The organism is Mesorhizobium sp. W067 (genome assembly GCF_054719525.1).
The window spans coordinates 5,921,531-5,938,058 of sequence record NZ_JBTTII010000001.1; the positions used below are offsets into that span (position 1 = coordinate 5,921,531).

A 16,528-nucleotide genomic window follows, 5' to 3' on the forward strand; every position below is an offset into this window, starting at 1 on the left:
CGATGTAACTTATGCGATCAGCCCGTACTGCCGTGCCTTGTTGCGCAAGAACGGCAGACCGTTGCCCATTACAACCGCTTCACTCTCGGCCACCGGACGCCACACGCTGAGGCCAAACGCCAGACGCGGATCCATGTTGATGAAGCTCTCCATCGCGAGCCCGCCCTTGAAGCGGATCGCGGCCAGCGTTGCGAACGTCTCATCCCAATTGCAATTGCCCTCGCCTGGGGTGCCGCGATCAGACTCGGAGAGGTGGATATATTTGAGGTAATCGCGGGCGACGATAATACCGTTGCCCATACCTTTCTCCTCTATGTTCATGTGGTAGGTATCAAGGTGCACGAACATATTGTCGGCGCCCACTCGTTCGATCAAAGCCACCGCCTGAGCCGCGGTGTTGATGATGTGGTTCTCGTAGCGGTTCACGGCTTCGACACCGAGTTCGACGCCGCGAGACTTGGCTTGCGCGGCGGCGGACGTCATCACTTTCGCAACGTTATCAAGTTCGTCCTGGGTAGGTGGCACGCCAGTACGCTCGCCGATGCCGCCATAGATTACGCCGCACAGCGCCTGGGCTCCGATGTCGGCCGTCTTGTCGATAGCCACCTGGAGAAAGTCAATCGCCTCCTGCGGGTGGCGCGATGCCCACGCATATTCGGGCAACCCTAGCGAGCACACCGCCTGCATGCCATTTGCCGCCAGCAGCTTGCGGGTGTGATCGGCATCGCAAGAAAATGGATCGGCCAGCGAAATTTCAATGAAATCGAGATCGTATTTTTTCACCGCCGCTACTGTGTGCTCGGCGCCCTCTACGGACCAACCACTCGTCCACATGCTCGTATGAACGCCAAAACCCTTCATCGTGTTATCCTCATGAAATTGAGCTGCCCGGCAGCCCACCGCAAGATCATGACGCCGATCAGCATGATGCCCCAAATGGCTGTGGCCAGGTGCTGGCTGGCGCCCAAGAGATTCAGTCCCGAAGAAAGCAACTGCAAAACGATGAGGGCTAGGAAGACCGAAACGACCTTGCCGAAGCCGCCAAACGGATTCACCCCGCCCAAGAAGCAGGCAAGCACCGTAATCAGCACATAGGACTCGCCATGGCCGACACGGACGGAATTGAATCGTGCCATCATGATAATGCCGGCCAACGCACACATGGCGCCAGACAGCGCGTAGATCAGAATGATCACGCGTCGCGTCGAGATGCCGGAATAGCGCGTCGCCTCGATGTTGGAGCCGACCATATAGTTTGAAAAACCAAGCCTGGTTCGGGTCATCAAGACATGCCAGACGATGACTGCGCCGAGCAGTATCAGCAGCGGGACAGGAATGCCGACGATGCTGCCGTGGCCCAGGGGCTGGATGAATTCGGGAAAGCCCGAAATATCGGCGCCGCGGGTCAGAAACTCGCCAAGGCCGCGCAGGAAAATCATCACCGAGAGCGAAACAAGGATGGGGTGCGCGCCGGTATAGGCTATCACCGGGCCCATGACCAAGCCGCTTGCCGTGCCAACGCCGACCGCAAGAACGGAACCGAGTAGAAAGGCATAGATGCTTGCGTCCGGTCCTCCGTTGGCCTGAAGAACCCAGGCGAGCGTGAGGCCACAGAGATTGGCCGTGAACGTCACGGCGAGATTGATACCGCCCGAGATGATCGGCATCAACATCGCGAGCGTAAGCAGTCCAAGTTCAGGCAACTGGAAGGCCACCGATTCAAAAGTTGCTCTGGACAGGAACCGCGGCGAGAGAGACCCGAAAAATCCAATCACCAAAATCAATGCCAGCAAAAGCCCGATATTCTCGGCGCCCAGCTTGCTGGCAAGACGGCTCAAGGATTCATGCCGTAGGGCTCCAGTTTCGAGCACGCGCTGCGTCATGTACCCATCCTCTGCCGCAAGCCCGCGAGGATGAGCCCGAGCGGGGCGTTGGACAGCGTGATGGCAATCAGAATGACCGCCCCGACGATCATCTTGAAAGCATAGGGCGAGATGCCGAGGAGGTTCAGCCCGTTTTGCGTCACCGACACAAGAAACACGCCAAGGATGCAACCGAGCACGGTGCCGCGCCCGCCACCCAGTCTGGCACCGCCAAGGACTACCGCTGCCAGCACGTCCAGCTCGCGCCCCACCAATGCGTTGGGCACGACTTCCTGGGAATAGTGCACCTGCACAAGTCCCGCGATCCCGGCCATCAAACCAAGCCAGCCGAAGGCAATGAAGTGCATCGCCGCGATGTTGATACCGAGGCGACGGGCGCCCTCCGGGTTGTCGCCAAAAGCGTATAGCTGCCGTCCCGTGGTGGTATACCGGATAAGCCCCCAGGTGGCGGCGACGCAGACCGCCATGATCGCAACCGGCAGTGTTAGCTCGGCCCAATTGCCATTCGCCTGTTTGAACTCGAAAAGCACAGTGCGATGCGTCCACCATGCAGGCAGATTGTAGATCGATACACCGTGCGTGAAGAACATCAGCAGGCCGAAAAAAATATTGAAGGTGGCGATGGTGACAACGATTGAAATGATCTGGAAATAGTAGATGAGGCCGGCGTTCACCGCACCCAGGGCGATCCCGACAATTGCCGCCAAGGTGAGGCCGATGAACCAATCACCACCTCCCATTTGGGCTAGAGCCAGCGCCACGACGTATTGAACCACTGACGCGGCCACAGCGAAGGAGATGTCGATGCCTCCCGCGATCAACACCACCAGCAGCCCAACCGCGAAGATCAGATTTGTCGAGCTTGTGTTGAGCAGATTGAAGAGATTGGCAATGGTGAAGAATTTGTCGCTCGCAACGGAGAGACCTGCGCTCATGATGAGAAGAACCACAACGAGCCATGTCTCGGTGGGATGAGCCCGGAAGAGCTTGCCGCGGTTACGCATAGACGGCAGCTTCCAGGTCACCGAGCGGGATGGCGTGCGGGTCGTATTCGGCGACTATCTTGCCCGCGGCCATATGGAGGATGCGATCGGCGTTGAAATAGACCTCCGGCACTTCATCGGATATCAGCAGAATCGCCAGGCCTTCGGCAGCGAGCTTGGCGACAATCTCGAAGATGCCGGCCCGTGCGCCAACGTCCACCCCCACGGTCGGCGAATCAAGAATGATCAGTTTCAGTCCGACCGCCAGCCATTTGGCGATGGCCACCCTTTGCTGGTTGCCGCCTGAGAGCGTGGAAATCGCATCGGTCTGCCGCCCGACTTTTATCGCCAATTCCTCGATCCAATGATTGACGAGCGCATCCTTCTTCTCCGAGGAGATCAGCCCTCGATCAAGGATCTTGTCGAGCACCGGGATAACGGCGTTGTCGGCGATAGACTGAGCTTGTATGAGACCAAGGGACAAGCGGTCTTCGGAGAGATATCCAATACCCGCGCGGATTGCGTCGCGGTTGGAGTTCAGATGAAGAACCGTCCCGTTGAGTGCGATGCTGCCGCGGTCTGGGCGCAGCATGCCGAAAATCGAAAGCGCGAGTTCTGTGCGACCGGCGCCGAGTAGCCCGGTCAGGCCAAGCGTTTCACCGCGCCGTATTGTCAGCGAAACGTCGTCATAGTCGCCTGCGCGGGTCAATCGGTCGATCTTCAACACGACGGGTGATCCACTAAGGTTTCTCGTGCTCACGGTTTGGTCGAAAGTCTTGCCGGTCATTAGTTCGGTGAGGCGTGATTGGGTCATTCCGGCGGTCGGGAACACCCCAACGACCTTACCGTCGCGCAGAACGGTGACGCGACTTGAGATCTCCAGAACTTCTGCAAGGCGATGGCTGACGAAGACGATAGCCATGCCTTCATTCGAGAGTGTTCGAACGATCGCGAGCAACCGGTCTGTTTCCGATTGAGTAAGCGACGATGTGGGCTCGTCCATGAAAATAACCTTCGCATCGCCGGCGAGCGCCCGGGCGATGGCGACGATCTGACGTTGGGCGATTGCAAAGCTACGCAGAGGCGCGTCGACATCGAGGTCGGCGCCAAGCCGCGCCAACAGCCCTCGCGCCACCTCGCGAATGCGCGAATGATCGACGAGCCGAGGCATTTTGCCGAGGACAGTTCTGATCCCGATATTTTCCGCGACTGTCATTTCAGGAAACAGTGCGAGGTCCTGCCAGATGACTTCCACCCCGGCGCTGCGCGCCGCAGCCGGCGACATGATGTCGACAGACTTTCCGGCGATCGACATGTTTGCGCCGGCTAGCGGCTGACAAACGCCGGTGATTACCTTGATCAGGGTGCTCTTGCCGCTGCCGTTCTCACCGGCGATGCATTGCACTTCACCCGGGAGAACCTCGAAGGCGACATCCTGGAGGGCTCTAACGCCACCAAATGTGACGCTTATGTTGCTAAACGACAGAACCGATGGGAGGTCCTGCGTCGTAGACGCGACGAGGTTCACGGCGGGCCCTTCTGAAATGACAAGGATGGGGCGTGCCGGGATTGATCTGCCACCCCGGCACGCCAGCCATGGTCCGCCATCTAAAGCCCTAGGGCTGCAAGACCATCGACCGTTTCGACCGTGATAGGCTGCACAGCGTCCACGATGATGGTGCCGGTTTTGAAGTCAGGGTGAACGACACCCAGACCTTCGATCGTCATGCCGTCGGTGATTTCACCGCCGCCCGCCAGAAAATCAGCCATCGTTACGAATACTTTGCCCGCTTCCAGAGGATTCCACATATAGCCGCCGTCAATAATGCCGGACTTGAGCATTGCGCTGCCTTGACTAGGCGAGAATGAACCGACAAGAACCACCTTGTCACCAAGCTTCTGCTCCTCGATCGCGCGTCCGGCGCCGATCGGTCCCTGACTGCCGAACGTCAGGAAGCCGCCGAGGTCAGGATTGGCGGCAAGCACATCCAGAGCCGTCTTCCGGCTGTCATCGGCGCTTTCGGCCACGCCATATCTGTCGCCAACCATCTGCATGTCGGGAAAGTTCTTCTTCAGGTAGGCGATTGCAGCATCGGCCCAGGCATTGTGTGCGGGCACGGTAAGAGAACCCACGTACACCACGTACTTGCCTTTGCCGCCCATTTTCTCGGCAAATAGCTTGGCATGGGCCTCACCGAAACCAACGGCCGAGACCATTTCGAAGTCCCAATCAGCGTTCACCTGGTCCGGCGATTCATGAGTTATGACCTTGATGCCCGTGTCGCGCGCCTTTTTTAGAACCGGCTCGAGAACGTTTGCATCATTCGGCACGACGCCAATTACGCTGACGCCCTGAGCTATGAGGTCTTCGATCGCGCGGACCTGAAGTGCCGGGTCGGCGCTGGTCGGCCCGACCATGAAGCCGTCGTCGCCAAGCTCTTTCGACTTTTCCTTTATTCCCGTTTCCATGGCATTGAACCAGGGAATGCCGCCGATCTTCACGACGACTCCAACCTTGACGTCCTTTGCCAGCGCAGCATTCATTGTGGCGACCGAAAGGGCTGCGCCGAACGCTGCCGCGAGTATAGTTTTTGCTAACATTTAATTCCTCCCTGATTGACGAGTTTTTGGGTTGCCTATTGCCCATGTCGGCTTTGTTTGGCCCACCCCTTTGTGCCCGACGGCATTGACGCACTCGGCGCCGCATTCCTCCCAGAACGCGCCATAAAAGACTTTGAACGCCGGCCGGTCAAGGTGCTAAATAGATTTAGCAAGGCGGTCACGCCACCGGCGTCTAAAAACATTTGTCGATTGATGTAAACGATCCGCCCTTTCGCACTCAGGCTGCACCCGTGGAAACGACATGCGATCCCCCGCCAGCCTTGGGTGGAGGCGGTGCTACCCAGATCCGAGGTGCTGATGAACGGAGTTGAACTTCTGCAACGATGTCTTGCGACAAAGAATTGCTAGTGGTCGATGCTCGATTTGGATGCCGAATCCCAATCTTCTTGGGCGCCGTCATGCTCTCCGGTTCGCCCAAAGCTGGTCGGTACGGTCACCAGCGGAAAGTGGTCTATCGAATAATTCTCCAGAAGCGAAAATCCTTCAGCAATCATCACCTCGACATTCTGTCGGACCATGGTCACATCGAAGGGCAAATGCGCCGCGAATGGATCCCAGTCGAAGCTTCCGACAACAACCCGTCCAAGCTCACTTGAGGCTAGCGTCGAAGTGAACCGCAACGTTCCTTCAAGAGCGGTCACGCCGTTGACGAACATACCTGAGGGCAGATGCCCAAGCTGAGCGTATCGTGCAGCGAGAGACCGAGCAGCGTTGGTCGGTGCGTATCCGCAGCAGTCAATCGTGCCCGGGCCCGTAACAATCCCATGCGCTGCCAGCGCATCGTGAAAACCCAGCAAACGGCTACGTGTTGCGTCATCATCGCTGACCCCGCCAAAGAAGAAGAGATCTTCGGTGGAGCCCCCTCGTTCTTTCAATTTCTGAACAATGATCTCTGTGAGCGCCTTGGCGCCTCCGTAGTTGTCAGAAACAACCGAGGGAGCCCGGCGGCCTGGCAGATCGATGTTGATGCACCGGACGCCCGCTGCCCGGCACAGATCATTCAGCGGATCCGGGTCACGAACGCCCGCAAGGAAGAGAAATTCCACCTGCTGAGCCAGCAGGGTTTCCGTCACACTCAACTCGTTATCAGGATTGCGATGGGTGCTGACGACGATCGGGCACAAGCGGTGGACGCGGGATTCCGCTTCAAAGGCTTCGGCCAATCCGGCGAAGAAGCGATTGCGGTAATGTGGCAAGATCATTCCAGCGAGTCCGGATCGGGAAAGCCGCAATCCTCGTGCCTTGAGGTTGACAGCATAGCCAAGCCGCTCAGCCCAATCGAGGATGGTCGCTGCGGTTTCCGCCTTGATCCGGTGCTGTTGCCACGAGCCATTGAGGACGAGACTGACCGCTGTCGGGGACAACTTTGCCGCCACTGCGATGTCATAAATCGTTGACTTGCGTCGGACAGACTTTCTCGCCATTCGTGACGCTCCTACTAGCAGATGCAGTAGACGCTAGTGCGGGGTCAAGGCAACATCTCTAAATTGCGTCAAACGGTTTGGAGGAGCGACCCCACGGAAGGACGCGGCCTCTCGTGCCTCCGGTCCGGTCTCCCTGATTGTCTCGATCGTTGTAATGACAGCGCCAGGGAAATCGGCAGATTTGGGATTTTCCCTGAAGCTTCGTTCAGCGTCACTGGAGACACCAACCCCAGTGTTTCGGCTTTGGTCTCCCCGATGATCAATCACCTTGCAAAGGTCGACGAGAAGTTTCGATCAGTTTGGAGCCCACCGTTGGCGATGGTCGGGCGCACGCGTCACGATCGAGTCCTCCGTTTCAATAGCGGGAAGATGAAAGCTTTGGGTTTCTGAGTCTCTATCTGGCCCCAAAAGGGTGCTGCCGGATGCGCCTTCGTCTCCGGGCGTTGTTTGCGTACTTGGCCGAGGTGCCCTTGCTTGGCAAGTTCCTTCCGCGACAAGGGTCTGCTCGACAGCATTTTCGTCGCTATTGCCAATGCGGAGCCCCGGAGGATCAAAACCGGTTAGCAGCATGATGCCGACGGTCAGAGCAAGCGACTCAGATTCCCGATTTGCTCAGAGTCTCCCAGCCTGTGGCTCTCCGTGCAGCCGGCCTTGAGCGTCTGGCTCGACCTTTTTGAAAGCTCGCCTCCAATCGCTGGACGAGTTTGGCGGCAAGGCTAGTCGTCTCCATCGGTGTTATGATCGATGCCAGGGAGGCCGCCTGGACCATGGCGTGAACTCATTGCCGTATGCTGGCAGTGCAAGGCAATGAACTGACTGCACAACATGTAGGTGCATTCGTGGATCAAATTTCCAGATAGCCAAACAGCGCGCGTATCTCGATTAGGTGGCAAGGAGTTGCGAAAGCTATGTTCGTAGTTTGAGAATCGTCCGATATGCCGCACAACGATGCCGGCAAGACGAGCCGAGGATGATCTGACGCAATGTTCAGATCCAAGAAGGACGGTTACCTGTGGCCCAGAAAGGAATTACACTAAAGGACGTTGCCGCAGCGGCTAAGGTGTCGCGCGCCACGGCCGCCCGGGCGCTCAACAGCTATGGTTACGTTGGCGACGAGACGGCGCTCCGCGTGGTTGAGGCAGCCGAAAGGCTGGGCTATCGGGCCAACCTCGTCGCGCAGGCGCTGCGCAGCGGACAATTGCCGATCATAGGCTTCGTGCCCGGCGATATCCAGAATCCGTTCTTCGCCCGAATCGCGCACGACATAGAGGTGGAACTGCGCAAGCACCGCCACAATCTTCTGATTGCCAGCAGCGAGGAGAATGTAGAACAGGAAAAAGAACTGCTTGAGAGCCTTCGCTCGCTCAGCATTCGCGGCTTCATCCTTGCCCCAACGTCTGCAACCGACAGCCAGCATATTGTGCAACTGGCCCGCGAAGGCGCACCGATCGTGCTCATCGACCGCGTTGTAAAGGACCTGCAATGCGACAGCGTCGTCGTCGACAACGAGGGCGGGGCGCGCGAGGCAGTGGACTATCTGGTTGGCAACGGTCACCACCGGATCGGTCTTCTGCGCGACGAGTCACGCATCTTTACGGCACAGGAACGCTTGGCTGGCTACGAAAACTCGCTCCACTCGCATGGGATCGCAATCGATGAAGCGCTCATCGGCGTATCGCGCTCGACCGTCGAGCACGCCATCGAAGCCACGATCCGCCTGTTCAGCCGGCGCAATCGCCCCACCGCACTGTTCACGGTGGACAGCCTCATGACGCAAGGCGCGCTTCTTGGCCTGCGTTCAATGGGGCTCTCGATTCCGCATGACGTGTCGGTGGTTGGCTTCGATGACTTCAACCTCGCCACGTTCACCGATCCGCAGATAACGGTCGTGGCGCAACCCATCTCCGAGATCGGACCGCTCGCCGCTAGATATCTGCTGGAGCGGCTTGCCGGCAAAAAGGTTGCACCGCGCCGTACCCGATTTCAGACCCGCTTGATCGTACGCGGATCGGTTGCCCGGCGCGCTGTGCGCTAAAGAGCAAACCCCTCGATTTCGGAGAATTTCGTCTAAAGGACTTGCCATTGGCGAAATTGCGTGTCCATTATCGCTTGTGAGATCGATCTCACATCGGAAAACGAGCTAGACGGCCCACCGACGCCTAAGGCGGGCTAGAGGCCTGTCACACGCGAAATACAAGGAAAACGTCATGCTGAACTTCGATAGGGACCGCTTCGTGAAGATCCAAAGCGGGGCCGTCGCCGTCGCAGGTGAGGTTCGCTCACTGATGCGCACACTGCTGGCAGATGGCGTCGAGCGGCTGTTTTTCATGGGCACCGGCGGCGTGCAGCTTCTAACCTCGCCCGCGATCGAGTTGGCGCAGCGCTGTTCCACCTTCCCGGTGAGCGGTGCCTATCCGGCGCAGGTCGTGATCGATCCGCCCGCCGGTCTCGACAGCAAGGCCGTGGTGGTCATCCCGTCCTTGTCGGGCACGACCAAGGAAGGCGTCGAGCTCATGGCCTTTCTGAAAAAACGTGGTGTGCGCACGATTTCGCTCACCGGCCATTCGGATACGCCAATCGCACGGGAGGCTGACCACAATTTCACGAACTTCGCCGAAGACGACACCTCGTCGGAATCCTTCTACCTGCAGACGCTGCTGATCGTCCTGGCCCTGCTGGAAGAGCGCGGCGAATATGATGATTTTGATGGCACTGTCGCCGAACTCAAACTGCTGCCGGATCTGCTTGCCGACGCCAAGGCTGCCTTTGAGGACAGGGCGGCCGAACTGGCCCAGACAATCAAGGACGATACCTATCACATCTTCACCGGCGCCGGCTCGGTGTGGCCGGAGGCACACTATTACGGCATGTGCATCCTCGAAGAGATGCAGTGGATTCGCACCCGCCCGGTGCACGCCGCCGACTTCTTCCACGGTACGCTCGAGTTGGTCGAGCCGGGCGTCAGCGTTTTCGTGTTCAAGGGCGAAGATGCCCTTCGGCCCCTGGCCGACCGGGTCGAGAACTTCGCCAGGCGCTACACGGACCGCGTTCGCACGCTGGACGCGGCCTCGGTCAAGTTGCCGGGCATCTCCGCAAAGGTCCGCGGCATGATCTCGCCGGTTCTGCTCGCCACCTTGCTCGAGCGGCTGAGCGCCCATCTTGAGGTGCTGCGCAACCACCCGCTGACCACCCGTCGCTACTACAAACGCGTGGAATATTGATCCCCTCTTACCTCTGAAGGAGCTATCCATGAAACGTTCGCTGCAAGTCGTGGCGGTCACGGTGGCCGCGGTATCATCATTGGGGCTGTCGATAAGCGGCAGTTCCGCCGCTTCGCCGGCTGTCACGGCCGACCCAAACGCCAAGGTGGAATACACCGGCACGCTTTCGGTCCTGACGAAGTTCGGGCTGCAACAGCTGTCGCCCTATTTCGTCAACCTGGCACAGGCCTATGAGAAGCTCCATCCGGATGTGAAGGTCGAACTTATCCAGGAGAGCGACGACAGCGTGAAGGGCAAGACCAAGACGCTGGTCGCTTCCAACTCGCTGCCCGATATCTATTTCTCCTGGACAGGCAGCTGGGGTGGCAATTTCGTGCGCGGCAATCGCGCCGTTGATCTCACGCCCGTCATTGCTGCCGATACCGAGTGGGGCAAGTCGCTGTCTCCAGCCGCCGTCAAGGCGTTCCAATACAACGGCAAGTTCTATGGCATTCCGCTTTACCAGGATGCCAAGTTCATGGGCTACAACAAGCAGATCTTCGCCAAGCTCAGCCTCAAGGCACCCGGCACTTTCGAGGAATTGCTGACCAGCTGCGACGCCATCCGCAAATCCGGCGTGACACCGATCTCCTTCGGCAACAAGGAGGCCTGGCCGGCAATCCACTTTGCAGGCCAGCTGCTCGCCTACAACGTGCCGCAGGCAACGCTGGAACGCGACTTCGATCCGGCCACCGCCCAATACACCGACCCAGGCTATGTCGCAGCACTCAAGCAGTTCAGCCAGCTTGTCGAGCGCTGCACCGATGGCGCCGGCGTCAACGGCACATCCTATGCCTCGGCTCTCCAGGCCTTCACCAACGCCCAGTCGGCCATGTACTACCAGGAAATCATCGAGTTCGATCAGGCCGCCACGCCGGAGTCGGCGTTAAAGCCCGCCGATTTCGGATTCTTCCGGCTGCCGGTGCCCGCCGGCGCCAAGGGTGACGCCAAGTCGATCGAGGGCGCGCCGGAGGGCTACATGATCAATGCGGCATCGAAGAACATCCCGCTGGCGATCGATTTCATGAAGTTCGTGACCTCGAAGGAAAATGCGCAGGTCTTGTCTGCGCCACCCTATGGCCAGCCGAGCGCCACCATCGGCGGCGCCTCGGAATCGAACATGAGCGCGGCTGTGGTCGATGGCCTCAAGGATATCAACGCCGCCTCATACCTCATGCCCTGGCTGGATACGGCCAACCCACCGCGCGTCGCCGCCGTCTGGCTGTCCAGCCTGCAGGCGCTGGCGGGCGGCTCGATGACGCCCGAGCAAGTGATGGACGAGGTGCGCAAAGCCGCATCCGCGGCCAAATAAAGCAGGCGAGCATGGCAAGGGCCTCGGACACAGTGGACAGCGGCGCCGACATCGGCGTCGCCAGGCCGCAACGGCCAAAGGGCCGGCGGGCCTGCTTCGCCAACCTGTTGTCGTTGCGATGGGCGGCGATCGCGCTCATCCTCATCGGCTGGTTCGTCTATTATCCGATCGTCGACAATTTCATCGTCAGCACCACCGACCAGGACATCTACACCGGCGAGGTCACCAATGTCGGCCTCGCCAACTACGACCGGCTGCTACACGACCCGGTCGTGCTGCTGGCGCTGTGGAACAACTGCCTCTACGCTCTCATCTCCGTCATCTTCCAGGTCTTCGGCGCGTTCCTGCTGGCGGCCATTATCGAGGACCTGAAAAGCGAAAGCTGGCGCCGGCTGTGGCGCGCCGTCTATTTCGTCCCGTCGGCAATCTCGATCACGGTGACCGGCCTGCTGTTTTATTTCATCTACCAGCCGCAGATCGGCTTGCTGGATGCCGCGCTCAGCCGTGTTGGACTGAGCCGGCTCGTCATGCCTTGGCTCGGCAATGAGCACACCGCCATCTATGCCATCATCGCCATGAGCCAATGGCAGGGTTTTGGCTATTCGACGCTGCTGTTCGCCATCGCCATCCAGAAGATTCCGCGCGACCTCTACGATGCCGCAACGATCGACGGCGCGGGTCCTCTTCGCCGCCTGTGGAGCATCACCTTTCCGCTGACCCGGGAAATGACGGGGTTGATGATCATCGTCACCATCACGGGCGCGTTCCAGGTGTTCAACGAGGTCATGGTGATGACCGCAGGCGGGCCCAACAACAGCAGCCAGGTGCTGGGCACGTGGCTCTACCAGAAGGCCTTCATCGAGGACAATTTCGGCTATGGCGCGGCGATCGCCGCCGTCATCTTCATGTTGACCATGCTCACAGGTGCGGCACAGCTCTGGTACACCAAGCGCCGCCGGGTGCAGCTATGAGTGCGATGGTCGCAGCCGGTCGCAGCCGGAACGTGAATGTGTGGTCGGTCATCGCCAGGACATTGCTCTATTCGTTCCTGGTCTGCCTTGGTGTCGTCGTCATCTATCCGCTGATCTGGATGGCGCTGAGCGGCTTCAAGGACAATGCGCAGATCTTCGGCGATCCCTTCGCCCTGCCCACCCATTGGTCGTGGAACAATTACATGCAGGCATGGAACCAGGGCGTGCGTGGCTACGTGACAGTCTCGGTGCTGGTGACCGTCGCTTCGGCCATATGCACCGTCCTGATCAGCGCCTGGACGGCCTTCGGCCTGACCCGCACCAAGATGTCGGCAAAGCCGCTGGTTATTGCCATCGTTCTGGGCGGCTTGATGCTGAGCCCCACCGTGGCGATCATTCCACTGGTGAAGATGTTGCAGGCGCTCGGTCTCTACAACACCTACTGGGCGCTGATCATTCTCTACACGGCGTTCCGTGTGCCGTTCACCACCTTCCTCATCCGCGCCTACATGCTGGATCTGCCTGAAGACATCGACGAGGCGGCGACGATGGATGGCGCCAGCGAGGGTCAGATCTTCTGGCGCATCACCTTGCCGCTGTGCCGGCCGATCATCATTTCCTGCGTCATCCTGCACGTCCTGTTCGCCTGGAACGAATATCTCTTCGCCATGATCTTCACGAGCGGCTCGGATGTGCAGACGCTGCCGGTCGGACTGACGTCGATCATGGCAACCCACGGGACCAACTATGCCGTGGTGTTCGCGGCCATGACGATCTCGGCGCTGCCTATCGTGATCGTGTTCTTTGGCGCGCAACGCTACTTCATCCGTGGCTTGGCCGAAGGCATCGGCAAATAACAATTCCCGAAAGGAGCCTTCATGCCGCAGCTCGCTGCTCATCAGCTGATCGGAGCCAATTTCAGCTTCCAGCACTTCCCCTTCGATGAGGTCGCCAGGACGATCAGAGGCTTTGGCCTGCGCGAGATCGAGCTGTGGGGGATTGCCCAGCATCTGGACCTGTTCCACGCCACGGACGCACGTGTCGAATCCGTTCGCCGGGTACTCGCCGACAACGAGCTGTCGGCCTGGTGCTTTACGCCTGAGCAGGTGTTGTATCCAATCAACATTGCCTCCGGCGACGCCGCACTGCGCCAGGACAGCATCGAGCGGTTTTGCCGTGCAGCCGACATCTGCGCGGCGCTTGGCGCCCGCTATCTCTTCCTGACGCCCGGCCGGGGCTACGAGAGCGAACCCCGGCAACCGGCATGGGACCGCGCGGTCGGTTCGATCGGCGAGATCGCCCGGCGCGCCGCCGCAAACGGGGTGCGCTGCCTGCTCGAGCCGTTGCAGCGGTTCGAGAGCAACCTCGTCAATGATGCGGCAGGCCTGCGCCAAATGCTGGACGAGGTGGGCGCTGAAAACATCGACGTCGTGCTGGACACTGTCGCCATGGCCACGGCCGGCGACACCGTGGCCGGCTATGTCGACCTGTTCGGCTCGCGTCTGGCGCATGTCCATCTGGTCGACGGCACACCAGGCGGGCATCTGGTGTGGGGGGAGGGCACGCTGCCGCTCGGCCACTACGTCAGCGAACTGGCGCGCTTGGGCTATGCCGGAAAGTTCACCTTCGAGCCGTTCGGCAACGGCTCCTACGCGCTCGATCCGGTAAAAGCCTGGACACGCTGCCTTGGCGCCATCGCGCCATACCTCAATTGCGCAACGGTGCCGGCATGACGTCGAAGAAGCTTATCGCGGTCGGGGACAATTGCCTTGATGCCTATTTGACCAACAACTTGATGACGGTGGGCGGCAACGCCTTGAATGTCGCGGCGCAATGGCGGCGCAACGGCTGGTCCGCGCGCTATTTCGGCGCCGTCGGGAACGATCCCGAAGGCGACGTGGTGCTTGCCGAACTGCAAGGTGCCGGCCTATCCCCGGACGACGTCGAACGGCGTCGCGGCGATACGGCCGTCACCTTGCTGCGCGATGAATCCGGCGACCGGAAGTTCCTGCACGAATCCTTCGGTGTGGGCGAAAACTACATGCCGGCGCCCGCGCATTATGCGGTCATCGCCGCGGCCGACTGGGTGCATCTCGGCACCAACGCCAACAAGCACCTTGTTCAACGATTGGTGGCGGACCATGTGCCGTTCAGCATTGATCTATCGACCGCCCATATGGCGCTGCCGCTCGACGGTGTCCCGCTTGTGTTTGCGTCCGGACCGGACGATGTCGATGTTCCCATCGAGCCATCGCTGGGCGCGCTCAGGGCGGCCGGCGCAAGGCAGGTAGTTTTGACCTGTGGTCGACGCGGCTCCTACTTCGACGATGGCACGAATGTCGTGCATGCGCCGGCGACGCTTGTCGATGTCGTGGATACGTGTGGCGCCGGCGACAGTTTCATTGCCACTTTCCTCGCCGGCTTCCATTTCGGCGGCCTCGGCGCCCTGGAGGCATTGCACAGGGCGTCGATCGCGGCGGCGCAGACCTGCACCCATCTTGGCGGGTTTCCCCAGAGACCGCGTCCGATACCCGATTGGCTGCCAGCCAAATATGCCAGCTTCATTGTCGATGCGCAGGGAGCCCAAGCGTGAGTACAATTCGTTTGCGGCAGCCTGCGGTCGCGCTTGCATCTGACCGGTCGTTTTGGCTGCAGGACATTGCCGCCGCCCCTGCGACCGAGCCATTGCGAGGCGACGAGCGCGCCGACGTGGTGATCGTCGGTGGCGGCTATACCGGTCTGTGGACGGCGCTGCGGATCCTTGAACTGGCGCCGCAAACGCGGGTGGTCATCCTTGAAGCCGATCTGTGCGGATCGGGGGCCTCGGGGCGCAACGGCGGTCAGGTCCATTCATGGTTCGCCGAAATCGACCAGATCAGTGCGGTCGTCGGTCTCGAGGAAGCGCGCCTGTTGTGCGCCGACACGGTGGCATCGATCGCGGAGCTGAAGGCGCTGCAGCAAAACGGCACCATAGACATGGACTTGAGGCTGGATGGATGGCTGTGGACCGCAAGCTCCATTGCGCAGGAAGGCGCCTGGGAGACCGCCGTGGCCTTGACGGCAGCTGTTGGAGAAAACCGTTTCAGGCCGCTGACGGCCGAGGACATTCAACGCCGCACCGGTTCATCGGCCTCCTATGTCGGCGTCGTCGAGACCACTGCCGGCACGGTCCATCCCGCCAAACTTGCCATCGGATTGCGCAAGCTGGCACTGACACGCGGCGTCATCATCCACGAGCGCAGCCCGGTCCTCGCCATCGAACCGGGCATGACATGCACGGTGCGCACGGCGCATGGCGCGGTACGGGCTGACAAAATCGTGCTTGCCGCCAACGGCTGGCTTTCGGCGCTGCCGGAACTGCGACGGCATCTTTATGTCGTCGGCAGCGAGGTGATTGCCACTGCCGCCGTCCCCGAACTGCTCGACAGCATCGGCTGGCGCGACGGTGCCTCGATATGCGATTCCCAGGCCCACGTGCTCTACTACCAGCGCACCATCGGGGGCAGGGTGGTCTTCGGTCGTGGCAGCGGCAACGTCGCCTTCAGTGGAAATTTGGGCGCCAGCTTCAACCGCAGCCCGGAGCACGGCCGCGACAATATGCGAGAGCTGCATCGGGTCTACCCCTCGCTGCGCGGTGTGGCGATCGAATATGACTGGTCGGGGCCGATCGACTGCGTGCCTGAACACGTTCCTGTCTTCGACCACCTGCGCGATCATCCCAATATCTTCTACGGCATGGGATTTAACGGCACCGGCATCGCGCAGACGCCGATAGCCGGACGCATTCTGGCGAGCCTGGTGCTCGAGCGAAAGGATCGCTGGAGCGAAAGCGGTCTGGTCGGCATCGAGCGGCGCATGTCGCTGCCGCCCGAGCCGTTGCGATATCTCGGCGCCAGACTTGTCCGCGCCGCGGTGCGCCGCAAGAACGAGGCCGAGATCCGCAACCGCAAGGCGGGCAGGATCACCAATCTTTTGGCGGCACTGAAGCCAGGCAGGCGCAAGAAGTAGCCGGGCATCTGGCTCATCGTCACGCTCTTCAAACCATGAGCCGGCACGTGCCGTCCCGATGACGG

The 16,528-nt window shown here is 60.2% G+C and carries 14 protein-coding genes; 8 read left to right on the forward strand and 6 right to left on the reverse strand.

What is annotated here, in order from left to right; all coding sequences use genetic code 11:
* Window positions 1-9: 9 nt before the first annotated feature.
* The 6 genes from ACYG97_RS28730 to ACYG97_RS28755 form a co-directional block, all read right to left on the reverse strand.
* Complete coding sequence (locus ACYG97_RS28730; protein ID WP_023732321.1) at window positions 10-861, reverse strand: sugar phosphate isomerase/epimerase family protein; 852 nt, start codon at window positions 859-861, stop codon at window positions 10-12.
* Window positions 858-1,883 (reverse strand): ABC transporter permease, encoded by a 1,026-nt coding sequence (locus ACYG97_RS28735; protein WP_156937151.1) that lies wholly within the window; start codon window positions 1,881-1,883, stop codon window positions 858-860. The genes ACYG97_RS28730 and ACYG97_RS28735 overlap by 4 nt, the downstream gene beginning before the upstream one ends.
* Window positions 1,880-2,887 carry an ABC transporter permease gene (locus ACYG97_RS28740; RefSeq protein ID WP_023732319.1) on the reverse strand — a complete coding sequence of 336 codons (1,008 nt, stop codon included), beginning with the start codon at window positions 2,885-2,887 and terminating at the stop codon, window positions 1,880-1,882. Before ACYG97_RS28740 ends, ACYG97_RS28735 begins: the two co-directional genes overlap by 4 nt.
* Window positions 2,880-4,394, reverse strand: coding sequence for a sugar ABC transporter ATP-binding protein (locus tag ACYG97_RS28745; RefSeq protein ID WP_023732318.1), 1,515 nt, complete (start codon window positions 4,392-4,394; stop codon window positions 2,880-2,882). The genes ACYG97_RS28740 and ACYG97_RS28745 overlap by 8 nt, the downstream gene beginning before the upstream one ends.
* Before the next feature lie 80 nt (window positions 4,395-4,474).
* Entirely contained in the window at window positions 4,475-5,467 is a 993-nt protein-coding gene (locus tag ACYG97_RS28750) for a substrate-binding domain-containing protein (RefSeq protein WP_023704355.1), read from the reverse strand.
* A 365-nt stretch (window positions 5,468-5,832) separates the two neighbouring features.
* Window positions 5,833-6,912 carry a LacI family DNA-binding transcriptional regulator gene (locus tag ACYG97_RS28755; RefSeq protein WP_023667744.1) on the reverse strand — a complete coding sequence of 360 codons (1,080 nt, stop codon included), beginning with the start codon at window positions 6,910-6,912 and terminating at the stop codon, window positions 5,833-5,835.
* Window positions 6,913-7,924: 1,012 nt separating this feature from the next.
* On the opposite strand from ACYG97_RS28755, the gene ACYG97_RS28760 reads away from it, so the two are divergent.
* The 8 genes from ACYG97_RS28760 to ACYG97_RS28795 all read left to right on the forward strand — a co-directional run bounded on the left by ACYG97_RS28760 (window position 7,925) and on the right by ACYG97_RS28795 (window position 16,463).
* Window positions 7,925-8,947, forward strand: coding sequence for a LacI family DNA-binding transcriptional regulator (locus ACYG97_RS28760; RefSeq protein ID WP_023667745.1), 1,023 nt, complete (start codon window positions 7,925-7,927; stop codon window positions 8,945-8,947).
* A gap of 172 nt (window positions 8,948-9,119) precedes the next feature.
* A complete protein-coding gene (locus tag ACYG97_RS28765; RefSeq protein WP_023710094.1) occupies window positions 9,120-10,133 on the forward strand; it encodes an SIS domain-containing protein in 1,014 nt (337 codons plus the stop codon).
* A gap of 28 nt (window positions 10,134-10,161) precedes the next feature.
* Window positions 10,162-11,484: an ABC transporter substrate-binding protein gene (locus tag ACYG97_RS28770; protein WP_023732316.1), complete on the forward strand. Its 1,323-nt coding sequence runs from the start codon at window positions 10,162-10,164 to the stop codon at window positions 11,482-11,484.
* An 11-nt stretch (window positions 11,485-11,495) separates the two neighbouring features.
* On the forward strand, window positions 11,496-12,455 hold the full coding sequence (locus ACYG97_RS28775) for a carbohydrate ABC transporter permease (protein WP_023732315.1): 960 nt from the start codon (window positions 11,496-11,498) through the stop codon (window positions 12,453-12,455).
* Window positions 12,452-13,312, forward strand: coding sequence for a carbohydrate ABC transporter permease (locus tag ACYG97_RS28780; protein ID WP_023714949.1), 861 nt, complete (start codon window positions 12,452-12,454; stop codon window positions 13,310-13,312). The genes ACYG97_RS28775 and ACYG97_RS28780 overlap by 4 nt, the downstream gene beginning before the upstream one ends.
* Before the next feature lie 21 nt (window positions 13,313-13,333).
* Window positions 13,334-14,188 carry a sugar phosphate isomerase/epimerase family protein gene (locus ACYG97_RS28785; RefSeq protein ID WP_023732314.1) on the forward strand — a complete coding sequence of 285 codons (855 nt, stop codon included), beginning with the start codon at window positions 13,334-13,336 and terminating at the stop codon, window positions 14,186-14,188.
* Window positions 14,185-15,048: a PfkB family carbohydrate kinase gene (locus tag ACYG97_RS28790; RefSeq protein ID WP_023732313.1), complete on the forward strand. Its 864-nt coding sequence runs from the start codon at window positions 14,185-14,187 to the stop codon at window positions 15,046-15,048. The genes ACYG97_RS28785 and ACYG97_RS28790 overlap by 4 nt, the downstream gene beginning before the upstream one ends.
* Entirely contained in the window at window positions 15,045-16,463 is a 1,419-nt protein-coding gene (locus ACYG97_RS28795) for an NAD(P)/FAD-dependent oxidoreductase (RefSeq protein WP_023732312.1), read from the forward strand. Before ACYG97_RS28790 ends, ACYG97_RS28795 begins: the two co-directional genes overlap by 4 nt.
* Window positions 16,464-16,528: the final 65 nt, after the last annotated feature.